This is a genomic window from Stenotrophomonas sp. YJH_SMC_4, assembly GCF_059371575.1.
Genome location: NZ_JCAFUR010000001.1, coordinates 693,932 through 713,996, shown reverse-complemented (window position 1 = coordinate 713,996; position 20,065 = coordinate 693,932). Strand labels below are relative to the sequence as shown.

Annotated in this window: 17 protein-coding genes and 12 tRNA genes; 24 read left to right on the top strand and 5 right to left on the bottom strand. The window is 65.5% G+C overall.

The annotated features are described in order from the left end of the window. The first annotated feature begins 103 nt into the window (after window positions 1–103). Both AC5P9F_RS03435 and AC5P9F_RS03430 read left to right on the top strand, forming a co-directional pair. Complete coding sequence (locus tag AC5P9F_RS03435) at window positions 104–847, top strand: cysteine hydrolase family protein (RefSeq protein ID WP_044569566.1); 744 nt, start codon at window positions 104–106, stop codon at window positions 845–847. Between the two features lie 53 nt (window positions 848–900). Then, window positions 901–1,809 (top strand): LysR family transcriptional regulator, encoded by a 909-nt coding sequence (locus AC5P9F_RS03430; protein WP_012479263.1) that lies wholly within the window; start codon window positions 901–903, stop codon window positions 1,807–1,809. A gap of 68 nt (window positions 1,810–1,877) precedes the next feature. Here the strand turns inward: AC5P9F_RS03430 and AC5P9F_RS03425 are convergent, their stop codons facing one another. Both AC5P9F_RS03425 and AC5P9F_RS03420 read right to left on the bottom strand, forming a co-directional pair. After that, window positions 1,878–2,498 (bottom strand): flavin reductase family protein, encoded by a 621-nt coding sequence (locus AC5P9F_RS03425; RefSeq protein ID WP_012479264.1) that lies wholly within the window; start codon window positions 2,496–2,498, stop codon window positions 1,878–1,880. Window positions 2,499–2,589: 91 nt separating this feature from the next. After that, complete coding sequence (locus AC5P9F_RS03420) at window positions 2,590–3,348, bottom strand: Bax inhibitor-1/YccA family protein (RefSeq protein WP_012479265.1); 759 nt, start codon at window positions 3,346–3,348, stop codon at window positions 2,590–2,592. A gap of 180 nt (window positions 3,349–3,528) precedes the next feature. Between AC5P9F_RS03420 and AC5P9F_RS03415 the strand changes: the two genes are divergently transcribed. From AC5P9F_RS03415 to AC5P9F_RS03330, 18 genes are all read left to right on the top strand, one after another. Continuing rightward, a tRNA-Pro gene (locus tag AC5P9F_RS03415) sits at window positions 3,529–3,605 on the top strand. A gap of 39 nt (window positions 3,606–3,644) precedes the next feature. Next, window positions 3,645–3,721: transfer RNA gene (locus AC5P9F_RS03410), tRNA-Arg, on the top strand. Between the two features lie 173 nt (window positions 3,722–3,894). Beyond that, window positions 3,895–3,971 (top strand) — tRNA-His (locus AC5P9F_RS03405). A gap of 79 nt (window positions 3,972–4,050) precedes the next feature. Further along, window positions 4,051–4,126 (top strand) — tRNA-Lys (locus AC5P9F_RS03400). Window positions 4,127–4,322: 196 nt separating this feature from the next. Then, window positions 4,323–4,398: transfer RNA gene (locus tag AC5P9F_RS03395), tRNA-Lys, on the top strand. Between the two features lie 220 nt (window positions 4,399–4,618). Beyond that, entirely contained in the window at window positions 4,619–4,987 is a 369-nt protein-coding gene (locus AC5P9F_RS03390; RefSeq protein WP_012479266.1) for a hypothetical protein, read from the top strand. A 137-nt stretch (window positions 4,988–5,124) separates the two neighbouring features. After that, window positions 5,125–5,209 (top strand) — tRNA-Leu (locus tag AC5P9F_RS03385). 190 nt (window positions 5,210–5,399) lie between these two features. Beyond that, window positions 5,400–6,695, top strand: a complete 1,296-nt coding sequence (gene tig, locus AC5P9F_RS03380; RefSeq protein WP_012479267.1) for a trigger factor — start codon at window positions 5,400–5,402, stop codon at window positions 6,693–6,695. Window positions 6,696–6,771: 76 nt separating this feature from the next. Continuing rightward, complete coding sequence (clpP, locus tag AC5P9F_RS03375) at window positions 6,772–7,398, top strand: ATP-dependent Clp endopeptidase proteolytic subunit ClpP (protein ID WP_004146318.1); 627 nt, start codon at window positions 6,772–6,774, stop codon at window positions 7,396–7,398. 126 nt (window positions 7,399–7,524) lie between these two features. Beyond that, window positions 7,525–8,814 (top strand): ATP-dependent Clp protease ATP-binding subunit ClpX, encoded by a 1,290-nt coding sequence (clpX, locus tag AC5P9F_RS03370; protein WP_004154600.1) that lies wholly within the window; start codon window positions 7,525–7,527, stop codon window positions 8,812–8,814. 143 nt (window positions 8,815–8,957) lie between these two features. Beyond that, window positions 8,958–11,408: an endopeptidase La gene (lon, locus tag AC5P9F_RS03365; RefSeq protein WP_088436039.1), complete on the top strand. Its 2,451-nt coding sequence runs from the start codon at window positions 8,958–8,960 to the stop codon at window positions 11,406–11,408. Between the two features lie 217 nt (window positions 11,409–11,625). After that, window positions 11,626–11,898 (top strand): HU family DNA-binding protein, encoded by a 273-nt coding sequence (locus AC5P9F_RS03360; protein WP_005408270.1) that lies wholly within the window; start codon window positions 11,626–11,628, stop codon window positions 11,896–11,898. Between the two features lie 11 nt (window positions 11,899–11,909). Next, a tRNA-Val gene (locus AC5P9F_RS03355) sits at window positions 11,910–11,984 on the top strand. Window positions 11,985–12,009: 25 nt separating this feature from the next. Then, window positions 12,010–12,086 (top strand) — tRNA-Asp (locus AC5P9F_RS03350). Between the two features lie 84 nt (window positions 12,087–12,170). After that, a tRNA-Asp gene (locus AC5P9F_RS03345) sits at window positions 12,171–12,247 on the top strand. An 85-nt stretch (window positions 12,248–12,332) separates the two neighbouring features. Continuing rightward, window positions 12,333–12,409 (top strand) — tRNA-Asp (locus AC5P9F_RS03340). A gap of 106 nt (window positions 12,410–12,515) precedes the next feature. Beyond that, window positions 12,516–12,592, top strand: a tRNA-Asp gene (locus tag AC5P9F_RS03335). A 146-nt stretch (window positions 12,593–12,738) separates the two neighbouring features. Continuing rightward, the gene (locus tag AC5P9F_RS03330; protein ID WP_005408271.1) at window positions 12,739–14,694 is read left to right on the top strand and encodes a peptidyl-prolyl cis-trans isomerase; all 1,956 of its coding nucleotides are present in this window, start codon (window positions 12,739–12,741) and stop codon (window positions 14,692–14,694) included. A gap of 212 nt (window positions 14,695–14,906) precedes the next feature. Here AC5P9F_RS03330 and AC5P9F_RS03325 read toward each other — a convergent pair whose 3' ends face one another. Together AC5P9F_RS03325 and gloB are read right to left on the bottom strand one after the other, a co-directional pair. Continuing rightward, window positions 14,907–16,106: a lytic transglycosylase domain-containing protein gene (locus tag AC5P9F_RS03325; RefSeq protein ID WP_099485206.1), complete on the bottom strand. Its 1,200-nt coding sequence runs from the start codon at window positions 16,104–16,106 to the stop codon at window positions 14,907–14,909. Further along, a complete protein-coding gene (gloB, locus tag AC5P9F_RS03320; protein ID WP_114618859.1) occupies window positions 16,103–16,867 on the bottom strand; it encodes a hydroxyacylglutathione hydrolase in 765 nt (254 codons plus the stop codon). Before gloB ends, AC5P9F_RS03325 begins: the two co-directional genes overlap by 4 nt. An 11-nt stretch (window positions 16,868–16,878) precedes the next feature. Between gloB and AC5P9F_RS03315 the strand changes: the two genes are divergently transcribed. The 3 genes from AC5P9F_RS03315 to dnaQ are packed head-to-tail and all read left to right on the top strand — an operon-like array spanning window position 16,879 to window position 18,731. Next, a complete protein-coding gene (locus AC5P9F_RS03315; RefSeq protein ID WP_005408274.1) occupies window positions 16,879–17,529 on the top strand; it encodes a class I SAM-dependent methyltransferase in 651 nt (216 codons plus the stop codon). A gap of 13 nt (window positions 17,530–17,542) precedes the next feature. After that, on the top strand, window positions 17,543–17,995 hold the full coding sequence (gene rnhA, locus AC5P9F_RS03310) for a ribonuclease HI (protein ID WP_005408275.1): 453 nt from the start codon (window positions 17,543–17,545) through the stop codon (window positions 17,993–17,995). A 4-nt stretch (window positions 17,996–17,999) separates the two neighbouring features. After that, window positions 18,000–18,731 (top strand): DNA polymerase III subunit epsilon, encoded by a 732-nt coding sequence (gene dnaQ / locus AC5P9F_RS03305; RefSeq protein ID WP_005408276.1) that lies wholly within the window; start codon window positions 18,000–18,002, stop codon window positions 18,729–18,731. Window positions 18,732–18,842: 111 nt separating this feature from the next. Here dnaQ and AC5P9F_RS03300 read toward each other — a convergent pair whose 3' ends face one another. After that, window positions 18,843–19,547 carry a PP2C family protein-serine/threonine phosphatase gene (locus AC5P9F_RS03300; RefSeq protein ID WP_005408277.1) on the bottom strand — a complete coding sequence of 235 codons (705 nt, stop codon included), beginning with the start codon at window positions 19,545–19,547 and terminating at the stop codon, window positions 18,843–18,845. 164 nt (window positions 19,548–19,711) lie between these two features. Between AC5P9F_RS03300 and AC5P9F_RS03295 the strand changes: the two genes are divergently transcribed. Next, window positions 19,712–19,802 (top strand) — tRNA-Ser (locus AC5P9F_RS03295). Window positions 19,803–20,065 lie beyond the last annotated feature (263 nt).

Genomic DNA, 20,065 nt, shown 5'->3' with positions numbered 1-20,065 from the left:
GTGGCCTGTGCGAGCTTCGCACAGATCATGTGCCTCTGTGGGGCTGGTTCGTGCGCCAGGCGCTCCGCATCCTGTGCTCCACACCCATCGCAGGAATCCGCACATGAACCTCACCACCTTCGGCCTGGCCAGCCTGATCGGCATGGCCGCCACCGCCCCGGTTGCCGCCGTTGATCCGGCCCATCCCACCATCCGCCAGATGGCCGGCGCGCCGGTCGCGACCTCGCTGGATGCAGCGAAGACCGCCGTGCTGGTGATCGACTTCCAGAACGAGTACTTCGATGCCAGCGCCGCACCGGGCTTTGCCGGTGGCCGCATGGTCATCCCCGACGGCATGGCCGCACTGCGCCAGGCGAAGCGGGTGGTCGAATTTGCCGGCGCCAATGGCATCGGTGTGATCCACGTGCAGCATGTGCTGCCGGCCGGCGCGCCGCTGTTTGCGCAGGGCAGCGTCAATGCGGCCTTCCATCGCGACCTGCAGCCGCGCCAGGGCGAGACCGTGGTGCAGAAGGACAACGTCAGCGTGTTCGCCGGCGCGTCCGCCGCCGTGCTCGACCAGGTGCTGAAGAGCGCCGGCATCGACACGCTGATCGTCACCGGCCTGCAGACCCACGCCTGCGTGGCCGGTGCCGCGCGCGATGCGGCCGCCGCGCCGCGCGGCTATCGGGTGATCGTGGCCTCCGATGCCAGTGCCAGCCGTGACCTGGACCTGGCCGGCGGCCAGCGCATCAGCCATCGCGCGCTGCATGAAGCCTCTCTGGCCCAGATCGAGGACACCTTCGGCGATGTCATGACGACTGACGCGATCCTCGCACTGCCGGTGCGCAAGGCTGGCGACGGCGCTTGATAAGCTGGCGGGGCCCGCATGCCGTGGGCCCCGCCAGACGGAGCTGCCCGCCGATGGATCACTTCGCCGCCCTGCGTGCGCTGCGCGCCATCGTTGACGCGGGCAGTTTCACCGCGGCCGCTGAACGCCTGGGGACCACCCACTCGGCGATGTCCCGGCAGCTGCGCCAGTTGGAAGAACACCTGCAGGTGCGCCTGCTCGATCGCAACAGCCGTCGGTTGTCATTGACCGAGGCCGGGCGCGACTACTACCGCGAGGCGGCAACGCTGCTGGACCGCCTGCAGGAGGCCGACGACCGTGCCCGCGCCGGGCAGGCGCAACCCAGTGGCCGCGTACGGATCAGCGTGCCGCAGGTGGTGGCCAGCCAGGAGCTGCCGCACTGGCTGCCCTCGTTCCTGCAGCGCTACCCGCAGGTCACGCTGGACCTGTCGGCGGATGATCAGCTGGTCGATGTGGTGGGCGGTGGTTTCGACCTGGCCCTGCGCATTGCGGCTTCATTGCCGGACAGCCAGCTGGTCGCGCGCGAGCTGGCCAGCTGCCCGCGCATCCTGGTCGCGGCACCGGCCTACCTGGCTCGCCATGGCCTGCCGCGACAGGCAGCAGATCTCGAACAGCACACGCTGCTGGGTTTCAGTCCCACGCCGTCAATGCCGCCCTGGCAATTGCAGGGGCCGCGTGGCGCGAGCGTGAGCGTTGACGCCGGGCAGCGCCTGCGCGTGGATGCCACCCCCGCCCTGTATGCCGCCGCGCTGGCCGGAATGGGCATCAGCCTGTTCACCGCGTTGACCGTGCAGGAGGACCTGCGCGCCGGTCGTCTGATCCGCGTGCTGCCAGCCTGGCATGCCGGCCAGCGGCGCTATTTCGCGCTGTATCCGCATGCACGCGCGCTCGCCCCCAAGGTGCGCGCGCTGGTCGAGCACCTTGCGGCGCACTACGCTGCAGCGATGGGTTCGGCGGGGTAGCCGCGCGGCTGCAGCCGTGGTGGTGATAGCGTCGGTGACTCTGCGGGTTGCCCCGCAAAGGGCTGGGATCAGGCTGGGCGGAACATGCGGAAGCGCTGTTCGGCGCCGATACGGAAGTAATCGGCGGGGCCGCCGCCGCGCAGGATCGGTGCCGCCGCCGCGGTGTCGTAGATGCCATCGACCAGCAACCGTGCATCGATATGCACCGCCACGACTTCGCCCAGCACCAGCCAACCGTGGGTGTCCTGTCCGGCGGCATCGCGCAGGCGCACGATCTGGGTGCAGCGGCATTCCATGCTCACCGGGCTCTGTGCCACACGCGGTGGCGCGACCTGCGTGGATGCCAGCGGGGTCAGGCCGGCGAGGGCGAACTCGTCGACATCCGGTGCAACCGCGCGGCAGCTTTCGTTCATGGCCTCGGCCAGGTCGAAGGTGGCCAGGTTCCAGACGAACTCTCCGGTGGCTTCGATGTTGCGCAGCGAGTCTTTGCGGCCCTGGCTGGAGAAGCCGATGATCGGCGGGGTGTAGTTGAAGGCGTTGAAGAAGCTGTAGGGCGCCAGGTTCAACGTGCCGCCCGCGTCCTGGCTGGAAATCCAGCCGATCGGGCGCGGGCCGATGATGGCGTTGAACGGGTCATGCGGCAGGCGGTGGCCCTCCGCCGGGCGGTAGCTGTGAAAGGTGTCGGGCATGGGGGGGCAGGGGACGTGTGGGCCAGCTCGACTCTACAAAAAAGCCGCGACCCTTGCGGATCGCGGCCTGTCGTTTACGGCGTGGCTGGACTCAGCGCTGCTGGATCTTCGAGAGCAGGCGCAGGAATTCCACGTACAGCCAGACCAGGGTCACCATCAGGCCGAATGCGCCATACCACTCCATGTACTTCGGCGCACGCTGGGCCACGCCGGTTTCGATGAAGTCGAAGTCCAGCACCAGGTTCAGCGCGGCCACGACCACCACGAACAGGCTGAAAGCGATGCCCAGCCAGCTGGCGTCGTGGATCACCGGCACGTTGATGTTGAAGAAGCCCAGCACGAACGAGGCCAGGTAGAGCAGGGCGATACCGCCGGTGGCGGCGACCACGCCCATCTTGAAGTTCTCGGTGGCCTTGATCACGCCGCTGCGGTATGCGAACAGCAGGGCGGCCAGGGTGCCGAAGGTCAGCAACACCGCCTGGAACACGATGCCCGGGTACTTCATGTTGAACAGTGCAGACACGGCGCCCAGGAACAGGCCTTCAACCAGCGCGTACATCGGCGCGGTCACCGGCGACCATTCCTTCTTGAAGATGGTGATCAGTGCCAGCACCAGGCCACCGATCGCGCCACCGATGGCGTACAGGCTTGCGCTGCCGGAAATCTGGCCGTACTCGTCGACCGACTGGCTCCAGGCGAACGCTGCGGTCAGCACGGTCAGCAGCAGCAGGAGGCCGGTCTTGTTGGCGGTGCCGTTGAGGGTCATCACCTGGTCGGGGTGGGTCACCACCGAACCGCTGGCGAGATCAAGGAAGGTCGACTCGGAAAGAGCCGGGTTGCCGCTGCGCATGCGAGTTCTCCGTGCGAATGAAGGTCGGGACGGCCATCCGGCCGATGACTGCGAGCATAGCCGATGACCACGCATGGCGCCGTGGCAGGTTCATGACCGGTCTCGCCTGCGTTGACAGTTCGCGATGTGCTTGGCCACAATGAACGACTCCCCGGGCCCGGCCCGAGGGGATTGCAAGACCGGGGTATAGCGCAGTCTGGTAGCGCGCCTGCTTTGGGAGCAGGATGTCGGGGGTTCGAATCCCTCTACCCCGACCAATCCCACATCACGTCGGATTGGACACCGTTCCGGTTCGGGCGCCCGTAGCTCAACTGGATAGAGCACCGGCCTTCTAAGCCGGCGGTTACAGGTTCGATTCCTGTCGGGCGCGCCATCGGCGAGCACCGGGATCGCATCGGCGGATGTGAAGAAGTGCTTGCAAAAGGGTAAAGACTCCACCAGAATATCGGACTCGCTTCGGCGGACCGGAACTTCGGTGACAGTCTCCAGGCAAAGGTTTGAGGTTCCAGCGTCAGCGGTATCGGCGATGGAGTGAAAGTTTCAGTGGTGGCTGTAGCTCAGTTGGTTAGAGTACCGGATTGTGATTCCGGTGGTCGGGGGTTCGAATCCCCTCAGCCACCCCACTGATTCAACCGCATCGGCGCAGCCGAAACGGTATTGCAATAAACAGAAAGCACGCTACAATGTGCGTCTGAGTTTCACGGGCCGTTAGCTCAGTTGGTAGAGCAGTTGACTCTTAATCAATAGGTCCAAGGTTCGAATCCTTGACGGCCCACCAAGACGGAAGCCACCTGGTACGCCAGGTGGCTTTTTTCTTATTAGTGTGACCCTTTCGTTTCGATGGATCACAGGTTGCAGGGCCCCGCCTGGCGTGGATCTGCAACGCAGCGGGATCGCAGTGCTGGTTTCAACGATGTTGAAGAAAGTGCTTGCACCCTCCGAGCGGATCGGGTCATAATTCGCGCCCCGATTTCGGGCTGTTAGCTCAGTTGGTAGAGCAGTTGACTCTTAATCAATAGGTCCAAGGTTCGAATCCTTGACAGCCCACCAGACGAAAGCCACTTGGTTCGCCAAGTGGCTTTTTTCTTGCCTGTATGCCGGGTTGCGCTTCATCCACGCATGGCGTGGATCTACTGAAGCGATGCTGAAATCAGGGGCATACGCGTCATCAGTGTTTTCAATGCTGTGCGCTGCTTCTCAGCGCATCGCGTCCTGCATCGCACCCAATGGATCTTCCGCGCCGATGGCGCATGTACGAAGGAAGATGTTGATGGCTGGTATCAATCGATTGCACCGCACGCTGTGGGTTCCCTTCGCGCTGATGGCGCTGGCTGCCTGTGCGCCGGCCAATGATCCTGCGCAGACCGTCGAGCGCGATGCTGGCACGGAGAGCACTCCGGCGCGCCCGGTCGGTGACGCCCTGCAGATGCAGCCGGCTCAGCCTGCGGAAGGGGAGGTCCTGCCCGACGCGGTGGACGTGCAGCGCAATGCGGATGGTTCGGTGGATGTGCGCAAGGCCACGCCGGAGTCGGTGGCCCTGCGCCGTACCGACGACGGGGGCGTGGAGATCCGCAAAGTGGATCCTGCGGCCGGGCAGGGAGCCGATGCGGCGCCTGCCGAGGCCAGGTCGCAGCACTGAACCACCGCTGCCCCGGCTGAGCGGCCGCTCGCCGGGGCGGTCCCCGCGCGCCAGTCGCGAGGATGGCCATGTTCAGCTTTGTGCAGGCCTTCCGCTTCCTGCGCCCGCCTGCGACAATGAACGCCTGTGCCGGCCACGCGAAAGTGGCGGAATTGGTAGACGCCCTGGATTTAGGTTCCAGTGCCGCAAGGCGTGGGGGTTCGAGTCCCCCCTTTCGCACCAGTGCCGGCCTGTCCCCCGCCCTGATCGGGCCCCGCTGCCCCCCTTGACCGGCACGCGCTGGCAGTGCAGGCCGAATTGGGCGAAACTAAAGGGCTGCGGCAAGCAGGCGCGTCCCAGACGTCGTGTCCTTACAACCGTTTCATCCCAATCATCGAGCCGGGGGCGTGGGCCACCGGTGGCAGGAGTCAACATGCAAGCTTCGATCGAATCCACCGGCAACCTGGAACGCCGCCTGAGCTTCTCGCTGCCGGAAGACCGTCTGCAGAGCCACATCGTCGGCCGCCTGGGCGAAATCGCCCGTACCACCCGCATCAAGGGTTTCCGTCCGGGCAAGGTGCCGGCCAAGGTGATCGAGCAGCGCTTCGGCGCGCAGGTCCGTGGCGAGGCGCTGGACGGCCTGCTGCGCGAAACCTTCGACGCGGCCGTGCGCGAGCACGATCTGCGCATCGTCGGCAGCCCGCGCATCGACAAGGGCGACGAGGGTGAATTCTCCTTCGTGGCCACCGTGGAAGTGGTGCCGGACTTCGGCGACATCGACGTCAGCAAGCTGACTGTCGTGCGCCACACCGCCGAGATCACCGACGCCGACATCGACCAGATGATCGAGAACCTGCAGAACCAGCGTCGTACCTGGGCCCCGGTCAGCCGTGGCGCGCAGGACGGTGACCTGGTCGCGGTGGAAACCTGGTCGCAGGCCGGTGAAGAGCGCCTGCCGGCCGAAGGCACCGAGAAGGGTTCGATCGTGCTCGGCCAGGGCATGATGTTCGAGACCATTGAAAAGGGCCTGGTCGGCCTGGCCAAGGGCGAAGAGAAGACCCTGGACGTCGAGTTCCCGGCTGACTGGCGCGTGCCGGTGCTGGCCGGCAAGACCGTGCAGGTCACCGTCAAGGTCGCCGAAGTGTCCGAGCCGGTCGTGCCGGCGGTCGACGAAGCCTTCATCAAGAGCTTTGGCGTGAAGGGTGGCGATGTGGAGCAGTTCCGCAGCGACATCCGCGCCAACCTGGAGCGCGAGCTGAAGGGCGCCCTGATGAACCGCCTGCGCCGCGAAGTGGGCGAGCAGCTGATCGCCGCCTATTCGTCGGTGGAAATGCCGCCGCGCCTGGTCGAGAACGAAGCCCGCGCCATGCTGGCCCAGCAGGTCGAGCAGATCCGCCGCAACGGCCAGAGCGTCGGCGAGATCCCGGCCGATGCCCACGAAGGCTTCAAGGAAGCGGCCGCCAAGCGCGTGCTGGTCGGCCTGCTGGTCGGTGAAGTGGCCCGCATCAACGACCTGCGCCTGGAAGCCAAGCGCCTGAACGAAACGATGCGTCTGATCGCTTCGACCTACGAAGAGCCGGAGCAGGTCATTGAGATGTACCGCAACGACCCCCAGCTGATGTCTGGCCTGCAGAACCGTGTGATGGAAGAGCAGGTGATCGACTGGATCGCCGAGCGTGCCCAGCACACCGAAGAGAAGCTGTCGTTCCAGGACGCGATCCGCCAGTAAGCCCGGGCGGATCACCGGATGCCCCGTGCCTTTGCCGGCGCGGGGTTGTTGCCCCCCAAGATAGGTACCTCACGTAATGGACAACCGAACCAAAGCCCTGAACCTGGTTCCGATGGTGGTCGAGCAGACCAGCCGCGGCGAGCGTGCCTACGACATCTATTCGCGCCTGTTGAAGGAGCGCCTGATCTTCCTCGTGGGCCCGATCGACGATCACATGGCCAACGTGGTGGTGGCGCAGTTGCTGTTCCTGGAATCGGAAAACCCGGAAAAGGACATCAACATCTACATCAACTCGCCGGGTGGCGTGGTCACCGCCGGCATGGCGATCTACGACACCATGCAGTACATCAAGCCGAATGTGAGCACTACCTGCATCGGCCAGGCTGCCTCGATGGGTGCCCTGCTGCTGGCCGCGGGCGAAGCCGGCAAGCGCTATGCGCTGCCGAACTCGCGCGTGATGATCCACCAGCCGCTGGGTGGCTACCAGGGCCAGGCCACCGACATCGACATCCACGCGCGTGAGATCCTGACCCTGCGTTCGCGCCTGAACGAGGTGCTGGCCAAGCACACCGGCCAGTCGCTGGAGACGATCGCCCGCGACACCGAGCGCGACAACTTCAAGAGCGCCTTCGAGGCGCAGGCCTACGGTCTGGTCGACCAGGTCCTGGAGCGTCGTCCGGATGAGTCGATCCAGGCCGGTTGACCGGCCTTCACGGGGCCATGGAGGCCTCGTTCCTGCAGGGTCGGGCGGGACTGGTGTCCCCTCGGCCCTGTGCTATTCTCGAATCGAACCCCCGTTCAGCGGGTGGGGTAACTGGGTAAGCGAAGCATGAGCGAAGACCGCCAAGGTCGTTCCACGGACACCGGCAAGATCCTCTACTGCTCTTTCTGCGGCAAGAGCCAGCATGAAGTGCGCAAGCTGATTGCGGGTCCGAGCGTGTTCATCTGTGATGAATGCGTGGAGCTGTGCAACGACATCATCCGCGAGGAGCTTGAGGAAAAGGCGCAGTCGGCGCGCAGTTCGCTGCCGAAGCCGCGCGAGATCCTCGAGGTGCTCGACCAGTACGTGATCGGCCAGAACCGCGCCAAGCGCACCCTGGCCGTGGCCGTGTACAACCACTACAAGCGCATCGAGAGCCGGCAGAAGAACGATGACGTCGAACTGGCGAAGTCGAACATCCTGCTGGTCGGCCCGACCGGTTCGGGCAAGACCCTGCTGGCCGAGACCCTGGCCCGCCTGCTCAACGTGCCGTTCACCATGGCCGACGCCACCACGCTGACCGAAGCCGGTTACGTGGGCGAGGACGTGGAGAACATCATCCAGAAGCTGCTGCAGAAGTGCGACTACGACGTCGAGAAGGCGCAGCAGGGCATCGTCTACATCGATGAAATCGACAAGATCTCGCGCAAGAGCGAGAACCCGTCGATCACCCGCGATGTGTCCGGCGAAGGCGTGCAGCAGGCCCTGCTGAAGCTGATCGAAGGCACCGTGGCCAGCGTTCCGCCGCAGGGCGGCCGCAAGCACCCGCAGCAGGAATTCCTGCAGGTGGACACCAAGAACATCCTGTTCATCTGCGGCGGCGCGTTCGCCGGGCTGGACAAGGTGATCCAGGCCCGTTCCACCGACGTCGGCAGCATCGGCTTCGGCGCCAAGGTGAAGAGCAGCGAGCGCAAGCAGGAAGTGGGCAAGGTGCTGGCCGAAGTCGAGCCGGAAGACCTGATCAAGTTCGGCTTGATTCCCGAGTTCGTCGGCCGCCTGCCGGTGGTGGCGACCCTGGAGGAGCTGGACGAGCCGGCCCTGATCAAGATCCTGACCGAGCCGAAGAACGCCATCACCAAGCAGTTCAAGAAGCTGTTCGAGATGGAGAACGTCGAGCTGGAGTTCCGCCCGGACGCGTTGTCGGCCATTGCCCGCAAGGCGCTCAAGCGCAAGACCGGTGCCCGCGGCCTGCGCACCATCGTCGAATCGGTCCTGCTGGACACCATGTACGACCTGCCGTCGCAGGAAAACGTCAGCAAGGTGGTGGTGGACGAGTCGGTGATCGAGCACAAGTCAGAGCCGTACCTGATCTACCAGACCCCGGCGGCCCCTGAACAGAAGGCCGCAGGCGCCGAGTGATTCTTCCAGGTTGTTGATTGGAAAGGATTTTCAAGGAATGCCTTGCATCTGAAAGCCGATGGCCCCATAACGGGGCCATCGGCTTTTTTTGTCTCCGGAAGATGCCCTCCCGGAGGCGGTTTTCCCCCTTCCCTGGAGCCCCCATGGCCCGTTCCCCAAGTGAAACCCTCGACCTGCCGGTCCTGCCGCTGCGCGACGTAGTGGTGTTCCCGCACATGGTCATCCCGCTGTTCGTCGGCCGTGACAAGTCCATGCACGCGCTCGAACAGGCAATGGAGGCGGACAAGCGCATCCTGCTGCTGGCGCAGAAGTCGGCCGAAACCGACGACCCGCATGCGGCCGACCTCTACCAGGTCGGTACGCTGGCGCAGGTGCTGCAGCTGCTGAAGCTGCCCGACGGCACCATCAAGGTGCTGGTCGAAGGACTGTCGCGCGTACAGGTCACCCACGTCGACGAGCGCAACGGCTCGCTGCACGGCCAGGCGGTGGAGATCGAGGCCACTGACGAGCGCGAAGCGCGCGAGGTCGAGGCCATCGCCCGCTCGCTGATGTCGCTGTTCGAGCAGTACGTCAAGACCAACCGCAAGCTGCCGCCGGAGCTGTTGCAGACGTTGTCGGGCATCGATGAGCCGGCGCGCCTGGCCGACACCATCGCCGCGCACATCAGCGTGCGCCTGGCCGACAAGCAGCGCCTGCTGGAAACGCTGGCCGTGGGCGACCGCCTGGAAATGCTGGTCGGCCTGGTCGACGGCGAGATCGACGTGCAGCAGATGGAGAAGCGCATCCGCGGCCGCGTGAAGTCGCAGATGGAGAAGAGCCAGCGCGAGTACTACCTCAACGAACAGATGAAGGCCATCCAGAAGGAACTGGGTGACCTGGACGACGCACCGGGCGAGCTGGAAGAACTGGCCCGCAAGATCGCCGAAGCCGGCATGCCGAAGGCCGTTGAAGCCAAGGCGCGCAACGAACTGAACAAGCTCAAGCAGATGTCGCCGATGTCGGCCGAAGCCGCGGTGGTGCGCAACTACCTGGAGTGGCTGCTGGGCGTGCCGTGGAAGAAGCGCAGCAAGGTGCGCAAGGACCTGAAGGCTGCGCAGGACACCCTCGACGCCGATCACTACGGCCTGGAGAAGGTCAAGGAACGCATCCTTGAATACCTGGCGGTACAGTCGCGCGTGAAGCAGATGAAGGGACCGATCCTGTGCCTGGTCGGGCCGCCGGGCGTGGGCAAGACCTCGCTGGGCCAGTCCATCGCCAAGGCCACCAATCGCAAGTTCGTGCGCATGTCGCTGGGCGGCGTGCGCGACGAGGCCGAGATCCGTGGCCACCGTCGTACCTACGTCGGTTCGATGCCGGGCCGCATCGTGCAGAACCTCAACAAGGTCGGCAGCAAGAACCCGCTGTTCGTGCTCGACGAGATCGACAAGATGTCGATGGACTTCCGTGGCGATCCGTCTTCGGCGCTGCTGGAAGTGCTCGACCCGGAGCAGAACAACGCGTTCAACGACCATTACCTGGAAGTGGACCTGGACCTGTCCGAAGTGATGTTCGTGGCCACCTCGAACTCGCTCAACATTCCCGGCCCGCTGCTGGACCGCATGGAAGTGATCCGCATCCCCGGCTACACCGAGGACGAGAAGCTCAACATCGCCACCCGCTACCTGGTGCCCAAGCAGGTCAAGGCCAACGGCCTGCAGCCGGAAGAGCTGGAGATCGGCAGCGATGCCATCCAGGACATCGTGCGCTACTACACGCGCGAATCGGGCGTGCGCAACCTGGAACGCGAGATCGCCAAGATCTGCCGCAAGGTAGTGAAGGAGATCGCGCTGGCCGGCCCGCAGCCGGCGGCGAAGGCGAAGAAGGGTGCGAAGAAGAAGGCGCTGGTGAGCGTGTCCAGCAAGAACCTGGACAAGTACCTGGGCGTGCGTCGCTTCGACTTCGGCCGTGCCGAGGAAGAGAACGAGATCGGCCTGGTCACCGGCCTGGCCTGGACCGAGGTCGGCGGCGATCTGCTGCAGATCGAATCGACGCTGGTGCCGGGCAAGGGCCAGCTGATCCTGACCGGCCAGCTCGGCAACGTGATGAAGGAATCGGCTTCAGCGGCGCTGTCGGTGGTGCGTTCGCGCGCGGTCGGCTTCGGTATCGACAGCGACTTCCTGCAGAAGCACGACGTGCACCTGCACGTGCCCGATGGCGCCACCCCGAAGGACGGCCCGAGCGCCGGTGCGGCAATGGTCACCTCGCTGGTGTCGATGCTGACCAGGGTGCCGGTGCGTGCCGATGTGGCGATGACCGGCGAGATCACCCTGCGTGGTCGCGTCACCGCCATCGGTGGCCTGAAGGAAAAGCTGCTGGCGGCACTGCGTGGCGGCATCCGCACGGTCATCATCCCGGAAGAGAACCGCAAGGACCTGGCCGACATTCCGGCCAACGTCACCCGCGATCTGAAGATCGTGCCGGTGAAGTACATCGAAGAGGTCCTGGACCTGGCGCTGGAGCGTCCGTTGGCACCGAAGAAGGCGCGCAAGAGTGCGCAGCGTGTCACGGTGCGCAGCAAGGCCAAACCGAGTGGAAGCGCGCGCGTCAAGCATTGACGCGCGCTGTCCAATGGCCCGAAACCCGCGTCATTGCTGGCTTTCCAGCTTGCGTGGGGGTAGGGCCACTGGTATAAAAGCAGCACTCGCGAATGAGTGATCGCTGTCAGCGATGACTGAATCGGCGAACCGTTTCCACATGGTGGCCGCATGCAGAAGGCATGCGGTTGCTTCCCTGTCGAATAAGCGGAACCCACCGCCAAAGGAGTTGTAGAGAATGAACAAGACCGAATTGATCGATGCCGTTGCTGAAGCTGCCGACCTGACCAAGGCCGAGTCCAGCCGCGCTGTCGATGCCGTCGTTGCTGCCATCACCAAGGCGCTGAAGGACGGCGATGCGGTCACCCTGGTTGGCTTCGGTACCTTCCAGGTCCGCGACCGTGCTGCACGCACCGGCCGCAACCCGAAGACCGGCGACACCATCAAGATCGCTGCTTCGAAGAATCCGTCGTTCAAGGCTGGCAAGGCCCTGAAGGATGCTGTAAACTAAGCGGCTCGCTGGGGTGCTTAGCTCAGCGGTAGAGCGTCTCCTTTACACGGAGAGGGTCGGGGGTTCGAAACCCTCAGCACCCACCACAGCACCGCGGTAAAGTTTGAGTGTGGAGCGGTAGTTCAGCTGGTTAGAATGCTGGCCTGTCACGCCGGAGGTCGCGGGTTCGAGTCCCGTCCGCTCCGCCATTCAACGAGGCCTCCGGCCAAAAGCTGGAGGCTTTGTTTTCTTCCCGGTCCAGGCCGGCTGGAAAGCAAAAAAAGCAACAATGCGGAGCGGTAGTTCAGCTGGTTAGAATGCTGGCCTGTCACGCCGGAGGTCGCGGGTTCGAGTCCCGTCCGCTCCGCCACTACATCGAGGCCCCCGGCCTGAAGCCGGGGGCCTTGTCTTCTCCCCGGAAGGTTCGGGAAGAAGGCGAAAGGTTTTGCAAGAACGGAGCGGTAGTTCAGCTGGTTAGAATGCTGGCCTGTCACGCCGGAGGTCGCGGGTTCGAGTCCCGTCCGCTCCGCCATTGCAGAATTCTTAAGTCCCTGTGAAAAAACTTTGAAAAAAGTGTTCATCGGGCTGGGTTTCCAGGGAGTCTTCGGATATACTGGGCACCTGCAAAGTTTCAGCGCGGAGCGGTAGTTCAGCTGGTTAGAATGCTGGCCTGTCACGCCGGAGGTCGCGGGTTCGAGTCCCGTCCGCTCCGCCAACTCTAAAAGCCCTCGGCGCAAGCCGGGGGCTTTTTCTTTGTGCCGTCGGAAGCGGTGCGCAGGCCACGCCGGTGCTGCTTTTGGTCCCTGCGACGAAGCGGGTTACACTGCCGGGCTCGCCAATCAGGCCTTGTGATTCCTCACCATGCTGCAGAAACTCCGCGACAAGACCTCAGGCTGGATCGTCACCGTGATCCTGGGGCTGCTGATGATTCCGTTCCTGTTCGTGATCGACAACAGCTACCTCGGTGGCGTTGGCGCACAGAACGTGGCCAAGGTTTCCGCGCCGCCGACCTGGTGGCGTTCGGCACCGTCGTGGTGGCCGGTGCGCATGCTGTGGCAGCACCATGAGATCAGCGCGCAGGATTTCCGCACCCGCTTCGAGCAGGAGCGCATGCGTGAGCGCCAGCAGCAGGGCGAGAATTTCGACCCGCGCGCGTTTGAAAGCACTGAAAACAAGCTGGCCGTGCTCGATCAGCTGATCGACGAGCAGGTCGTGCGCCTGGTCGGCGAGCAGGCCGGTGTCGTGATCGGCGATGGCGCGGTGCGCGAGTACATCGCCACCATCCCGGCCTTCCTCGATTCGAACGGCAAGTTCAACGAGAACAACTACCGCCTGGCGCTTGCCGGTGGCAATCCGCCGCGCACGCCGACCCAGTTCCAGGAACTGGTGCGTGAGAGCCTGCAGCAGTCGGTGATTCCGTCGGGCCTGCAGAACTCGGGCTTCGTTACCCAGTCCGAGACCGAGCGCCTGCTGAAGCTGCTGGGCGAGACCCGCGATGTCGAGCTGGCCGCGCTGCCGGAAGTGCCGGCCGATACCGCGCCGGTGACCGACGCGCAGATCAAGCAGTGGTACGACAGCCATGGCAAGGACTTCCGCCAGGCCGAGAGCGTTTCGCTCGAGTACGTCGAGATCAATGGTGCGAACCTGCCGGCACCGACCGCCGCCGACGAAGCCACCCTGCGCAAGCGCTATGAAGACGAGAAGGCGAAGTTCACCACGCCGGAGCAGCGCCAGGCCTCGCATATCCTGATCACCGGCGACGGTGCCGAAGCCAAGGCGAACAAGATTGCCGCCGAAGCCAAGGCCGCCGGCGCCGACTTCGCTGCACTGGCCAAGGCCAACTCGGAAGACCCGGGTTCGAAGGGCCAGGGTGGTGACCTGGGTTGGGTCGAACGCGGCGCGATGGTCAAGCCGTTCGAAGATGCGCTGTTCGCTGCCAAGGCCGGTGACGTGATTGGTCCGGTCAAGACCGAGTTCGGCTATCACATCATCAAGGTTGCTGCGGTCCGTGGCGGCCAGGGCAAGTCCTTCGAGGAAGTGCGTGACACGCTGGCTGCCGAGCAGCTGAAGGCCGACGGCGAGCGCGGCTTCAACGAACTGGCCGGCCGTCTGGTCGACGCCATCAACAAGAGCCCGAGCGATCTGGCTGCCGCGGCCAAGGAAGTGAACCTGCCGCTGCAGACGCTGGGCCCGATCACCCGTGCCACCGCCAGTGGCATCGCCGCTGACCCGGGCGTGCTGCGTGCGGCCTTCTCCGACGTGCTGGTGCAGGACGGGACCGCCAGCGACCCGATCGCGCTGGGCGGCGCGACCAACCACAGTGTGGTCATCCGCGTGGCCGCGCACACCCCGGAACAGGCCATGCCGCTGGACAAGGCGCGCGAGCAGGTGATCGCCGCGATCCGTGCCGACCGTCAGCGCCAGGCCAGCGACAAGGCGGCCGATGCCGTGCTGGCCAAGCTGAAGGCGGGCGCCACCCTGCAGTCGCTGGCGGCCAGCGAGAAGCTGCAGCTGAGCCCGATGCCCGGCCTGCCGCGCAGCCAGCCGGTGCCGACCCCGGAAATCAACCGCGCGATCTTCAGCGCGCCGGTGCCGGCCGATGGCAAGCCGAGCTACGGCAAGGTCGATGTCAACGGCCATGCGTTGCTGTTCGCGGTGAACAAGGTGAACCCGGGCGACGTGAAGGAAGTGACCGCCGAGCAGCAGAAGCAGCTGAAGGACCAGCTGAGCCAGATCGATGGCATGGCTGCGGCCAAGGCCTATGTCGAGGCGATGCGCAAGAAGTTCGTGATCCAGACCACCGAAGCGAACCTGTAAGCCTCGCGGCGGGCAGGATCGAAGAAGGCCCGGCAATGCCGGGCCTTTTTTTGTCTTCGCGTCGTTTGTGGCGCGCTTGGCCTCTGGTAGTGGTCGAGCTTGCTCGACCGCCGTTTGTAAAGTCGAGCCGTGCTCGACTGCATCCGCTGGGCGCAGGCATGAAAAAGCCGAGCATGGGCTCGGCTCTATACGGGAGGCGCTTGGCCTGTGCGTCAATCCTCGACGCGCAGCACCGCGCCAGGCTTCAGCACGCTGCTGCCGCTCAGGCCGTTCAGCGACAGCAGGGCCTTCACCGGCATGCCGTAGCGGCGGGCGATGGTCCAGGCCGACTCGCCATCACGCACGGTGTGGCGGCGGCTGCGCGGACGGTCGGCGATCGCGGCGACGGTTCTGGTGACCTGCGGCGTCGGTACAGCGGCCGCCACCGGTGCGGTGGTGGCGACCAGCGCGGTCGCTGCCTCCGCTACCGTCGCATTTGCGGCCGAGACCGGCGCCAGCACGCGGGTGGTACCCGAGGGACGGCCACCGGAGGCCAGGGCCGGGTTGAGGCGGGCGATCCTGGCAGGGTCCAGGGCGCGCTGTGTGGCCCACTGCTGCACGCTGGTGCCCGCAGGCAGGGTGTGGTCCTTCAGCACCGGCACGGTGCGGTCCAGCGAGGCCATCACGCCAGGCTGGTCTTCCACGTCTTCCAGCACGCAGGCCAGGGCATGCAGCTTCTCGACGTAGGCATGGGTGACCGGCGACAGGCCGGGCAGCGCTGAAGGCTTGGCGTTCTGCGCGTTCATGCCAGCCTTGCGCATGGACTGCAGCACGCGGTACTCGCCGGCGTTGTAGGCCATCGTGGCCAGGCGCCAGTCACCGCCGAACATGCCGTGCAGGGTCTTCAGGTAGCGCACTGCGGCCTGGGTCGAATCGACCGCCGACAGGCGGCCGTCATAGCCGTTGGTCATCGGCACGCGATGGTTGCGCGCGGTGGTGGCGATGAACTGCCACAGGCCGGTCGGGCCGCTGCCATTGCGGGCATTGGGCCGGTAGCCGCTTTCCACGAAGGGAATCAGCGCGAACTCGGTGGGCAGGTCGGCCTTGCGCAGCTCTTCGACCACGTAGCCGAACAGGACCAGCGCATCATCATCCTGGTTGGCCAGGCGCGAGGGGGCGTGGGCGAACTGCTTCTGCCAGCGCGGGCTGGTGGCCTCGGCGTCGCAGCTGGGTTCGGCCAGTCCGTCGCGGAAGCTGGTGAAGATCTCCTGGCCGTTGCGCACCGAAGCGGCGGGCAGCGCAGCCGGATCCAGCGGCAGGGCCGCAGCGGCGGTCAGGTTCTGGCTGATGCCGGCGCCCAGCGACTGTGCGCCCGCGGTTCCGGCCAGCCCCAGGGCAAGGCCCAGGGCCAGCGGCAGACTTCGGCGCATCATGCGCGGAAGCCGTCTTTCCAGTGCCGGAGACCGGCCATCACGTCGGCGTCGTCAACGAGGTCACGGCCCAGGTGTGCCGAGACCGACGCACGGATCGGCGCCGCGTGCACACGCAGGAAGGGATTGCAGTCGAATTCGTTGGCCAGGGTTACCGGCAGGGTGGAACGGTCATCGCGGCGCATGGCCAAAGCCTCCTCTTGGCGCTGCCACAGGGCAGCGTTGGCGGGGTCGACATGCCGCGCGAAGACGGCATTTGACACGGTGTACTCGTGGGCGCAACAAAGCAGCAGTTGCGCGGGCAAGGTACCCAGCTTGCGCATCGATGCCAGCAGCTGGGACGGCGTACCTTCGAACAGACGTCCACAGCCCAGGCTGAACAACGAATCTCCGCTGAAAAGATGTTCAGCAGTGTGAAACGCGATGTGGCTGCGGGTATGCCCGGGCACGGATAGTACGTGGAACGTCCGGCCCAGTGCCTGAACGCGTTCACCTTCGCCGACCCGTTCGGTGGCCGTGGGGATGCGCTCTTCGACCGGCGCGATGACCCGTACACCGGGAAAACGAGCCTGCAGTGCGGGCACGCCACCGATGTGGTCGTCGTGGTGGTGGGTGAGCAGGATCGTGTCCACGCGCAGGCCCTGATCGGCCAGTGCGAGCACCGGCGCGGCGTCACCCGGGTCGATGACCACGGCAGTGCCATCGTCGGCGATCAGCGTCCAGATGTAGTTATCCGCAAATGCGGGCAGGGCAGTCAGTCGCATAGAATTGGACCATGCCCGCGCTGCAGAGCACCCGTCAAGCGAGCCAGACCCCGTGGTTCGACAGTGAGCCGGCGGCGGCGCTGCGCGTCCTGGAACGGCAGTTGCTGCTTCCGCAGCTGTCGGCGCTGCCCGCGCAGCCCTGGCTGTGGATCGCGCCGAGTGCGGCCTGGCTGGAGGATGCGCAGCTGGGTGGGCGCGGCCTGCGCCTGTACCGGCAGGGGGCGGGACCGGGCTATGACGGCGATACCCGCTGCGGGCTGCCCTTGCCCCTGGCCAACGAGAGCGTCAATGCGATCGTGCTGCAGCATGTCACCACCGGCGATGCCGACCTGCTGCTCGACGAGTGCGAGCGCGTATTGATGCCGGGCGGCCATCTGTGGCTGAGCAGCCTCAATCCGTTCAGCCCCTACCGCACGCACTGGCGGCAGCATGGGCTGGTGGTGCGTACGCCGCAGCGGATCCGCCTGCTGCTCGGCCGCCATGGCCTGGAGTGCGACGATATGCGCTACCTCGGCCCGCTCTGGCGCGGTGCCGGCAGCCGTCGCCCGGGGGGCTGGGCGCCATTGCGCGCGGCCTGCCTGTTCCATGCGGAGAAACGCACGCTGGCCCTGCCCGGGCCGAAACCGCTGCCGGTGCGCTGGCACGGCACCGTTGCTACCTGATTCTGGAGCTGTATTGAAAACCATCGAAATCCACACCGACGGATCCTGCCTCGGCAATCCCGGCCCCGGCGGCTGGGCTGCGTTGCTGCGCTACAAGGGCCACGAGCGCGAGCTCAGTGGCGGTGAAGCGCACACCACCAACAACCGGATGGAGCTGATGGCGGCCATTTCCGGGCTGGAGACGCTGACCGAGCCGTGCAACATCGTGCTCTACACCGACTCGCAGTACGTGCGGCAGGGCCTGACCCAGTGGATGCCCGGCTGGATCCGCAAGAACTGGAAGACCGCTGGCGGTGATCCGGTGAAGAACCGCGAGCTGTGGGAGCGCCTGCACGCGGCCACGCTGCGGCACCAGATCGACTGGCGTTGGGTGAAGGGTCACTCCGGCGACCCGGACAATGAGCGGGTGGATACCCTGGCCCGCAACGCGGCGATCCAGATCCGCGACGCCAGCCCGGTAAACTGAGCCCATGCGTCAGATCATCCTCGATACCGAAACCACCGGCCTGGAGTGGAAGAAGGGCAACCGCATCGTCGAAATCGGCTGCGTGGAGCTGTTCAAGCGCCGCCCGACCGGCAACAACTACCACCAGTACATCAAGCCGGACTGCGAGTTCGAACAGGGCGCGCAGGAAGTCACCGGCCTGACCCTGGAGTTCCTCGATGACAAGCCTGAATTCGCGCAGATCGCCGATGAGTTCCTGGCGTTCATCGATGGCGCCGAGCTGATCATCCACAACGCGGCGTTCGACCTTGGCTTCCTCGACAACGAGTTGTCGCTGCTGGGGCCGCAGTACGGAAAGATCGCCGACCGCTGCACGGTCATCGATACCCTGGCGATGGCGCGTGAGCGCTTCCCGGGCCAGCGCAACTCGCTGGATGCGCTGTGCAAGCGGCTGGGCGTGGACAACTCGCACCGTGCGCTGCACGGCGGCCTGCTCGATGCGCAGATCCTGGGCGATGTCTATATCGCACTGACCTCGGGCCAGGAAGAGATCGGCTTCGGCCTGGGCGATGACGATGGCGGCGGCGCCGGCGCGGCGTTGCAGGCTTTCGATACCAGCAAGCTGCTGCCGCGTCCGCGCGTGGTGGCTACGCCGTCGGAACTGGAAGCGCACGCTGCGCGGCTGGAACGGCTGCGCAAGAAGGCCGGCCACGCACTGTGGGATGGCCCGAAGGTGGAAGAGCCCGCCAGCGCGTAATACATCGAGGTAGTGCCGGCCGCTGGCCGGCATCGTCCTGATACGAGGTTCCCCGGGTGAGCCGGCCAGCGGCCGGCACTACCGCCTCCACGCACGGCGTGGCTCTACCGGTTAATGGCAGCGCACCAGGATCACGCTGATGTTGTCACGGCCACCGCCATCGAGTGCGGCGGCGACCAGCGTATCCACGCATTCCTGCGCGCTGGCATCTTCGAATGCCAGGGTGCGGGCGATGCCGCGGTCATCCACTTCCTCGGTGAGACCGTCGCTGCACAGCAGCAGCTGCATGCCCGGACGCAGCTCACCACTGGTGGTGGCCACGTTCAGGTGGGCTGGATCGGTCACGCCCAGTGCCTGGGTGACCACGTTGCGATGCGGATGCGCGCGCGCCTGTTCGGCGGTCAGGTTGCCCTGCGCGACCAGTTCCTGCACCACGCTGTGGTCCTGGCTGAGCTGCGCGAGCTGGCCGTCGCGCCACAGGTAGGCGCGGCTGTCGCCGACCCAGGCCACTTCATAGCGGTTGCCCTGCACACGCGCGGCGACCACGGTGGTGCCCATCGGCAACGTGTCGTTGCGCCGGCGCGAGGCGCGGATGATCTCTTCGTCGGCAGTGCGGATGGCCTGTGCCAGCGGTGCGCCGCGGCGGATCTCGCGCACGATGGTTTCGCGTGCCAGTGCACTGGCCACTTCGCCGCAGGCATGCCCGCCCATGCCGTCGGCCACCAGCCACAGGGCCAGCTCGCTGTCACCGTAGTAGGTGTCCTCGTTGAGCTCGCGGCGCATGCCGGGGTGGGTGAGGTGTCCGAATTCGATCATGGTAGGCAGGGCGGGGTATTGCCGGGGAGACAGGCATCATCGGGTGGCCGCAGGCATCCGGCAAGGCATGTGCCCAGGAAATTTTCAGTTCGTTGGCCGGAATGACTTGTCGTCGGCCTCACTTCCTCGTATGATGCGCGTCCCCGGTCCGCCGGGGACCACCCGGAGAGGTGGCAGAGTGGTTGAATGTACCTGACTCGAAATCAGGCAGGCGTTTATAGCGCCTCGGGGGTTCGAATCCCCCCCTCTCCGCCAGATAAAAGAAAAGGGCTGCCGAAAGGCAGCCCTTTTCTTTTATCTGGCGCGGGACACGACGCGCGTTTCGCGCGTCGCCCCACACGTTGCGTGGCAACGCGTGGGCCCCTCCCTTTGCCTGCCTCTCCCCGCCCCTGTCGGGGCAGCCCCTCAACAGAGGGACTTGTTTCACCCGGCGATTCCCTGTGTGGCGGATGCAAGTCATTGCCTGGATGAGTTCGGTGATCATCCCCTCGACTGGAGAGGGCTGCCGAAAGGCAGCC

Excerpts from the sequence above, each read along its gene's own strand:
- AC5P9F_RS03430 (WP_012479263.1), top strand. The coding sequence starts at position 901 with ATGGATCACTTCGCCGCCCTGCGTGCGCTGCGCGCCATCGTTGACGCG.
- AC5P9F_RS03325 (WP_099485206.1), bottom strand. The coding sequence starts at position 16,106 with ATGATGCGCCGAAGTCTGCCGCTGGCCCTGGGCCTTGCCCTGGGGCTG.
- AC5P9F_RS03300 (WP_005408277.1), bottom strand. The coding sequence starts at position 19,547 with ATGATCGAATTCGGACACCTCACCCACCCCGGCATGCGCCGCGAGCTC.
- AC5P9F_RS03360 (WP_005408270.1), top strand. The coding sequence starts at position 11,626 with ATGAACAAGACCGAATTGATCGATGCCGTTGCTGAAGCTGCCGACCTG.
- AC5P9F_RS03315 (WP_005408274.1), top strand. The coding sequence starts at position 16,879 with ATGCCCGCGCTGCAGAGCACCCGTCAAGCGAGCCAGACCCCGTGGTTC.
- clpX (WP_004154600.1), top strand. The coding sequence starts at position 7,525 with ATGAGCGAAGACCGCCAAGGTCGTTCCACGGACACCGGCAAGATCCTC.
- dnaQ (WP_005408276.1), top strand. The coding sequence starts at position 18,000 with ATGCGTCAGATCATCCTCGATACCGAAACCACCGGCCTGGAGTGGAAG.
- lon (WP_088436039.1), top strand. The coding sequence starts at position 8,958 with ATGGCCCGTTCCCCAAGTGAAACCCTCGACCTGCCGGTCCTGCCGCTG.
- AC5P9F_RS03425 (WP_012479264.1), bottom strand. The coding sequence starts at position 2,498 with ATGCCCGACACCTTTCACAGCTACCGCCCGGCGGAGGGCCACCGCCTG.
- AC5P9F_RS03435 (WP_044569566.1), top strand. The coding sequence starts at position 104 with ATGAACCTCACCACCTTCGGCCTGGCCAGCCTGATCGGCATGGCCGCC.
- AC5P9F_RS03420 (WP_012479265.1), bottom strand. The coding sequence starts at position 3,348 with ATGCGCAGCGGCAACCCGGCTCTTTCCGAGTCGACCTTCCTTGATCTC.
- gloB (WP_114618859.1), bottom strand. The coding sequence starts at position 16,867 with ATGCGACTGACTGCCCTGCCCGCATTTGCGGATAACTACATCTGGACG.
- tig (WP_012479267.1), top strand. The coding sequence starts at position 5,400 with ATGCAAGCTTCGATCGAATCCACCGGCAACCTGGAACGCCGCCTGAGC.
- AC5P9F_RS03390 (WP_012479266.1), top strand. The coding sequence starts at position 4,619 with ATGGCTGGTATCAATCGATTGCACCGCACGCTGTGGGTTCCCTTCGCG.
- clpP (WP_004146318.1), top strand. The coding sequence starts at position 6,772 with ATGGACAACCGAACCAAAGCCCTGAACCTGGTTCCGATGGTGGTCGAG.
- AC5P9F_RS03330 (WP_005408271.1), top strand. The coding sequence starts at position 12,739 with ATGCTGCAGAAACTCCGCGACAAGACCTCAGGCTGGATCGTCACCGTG.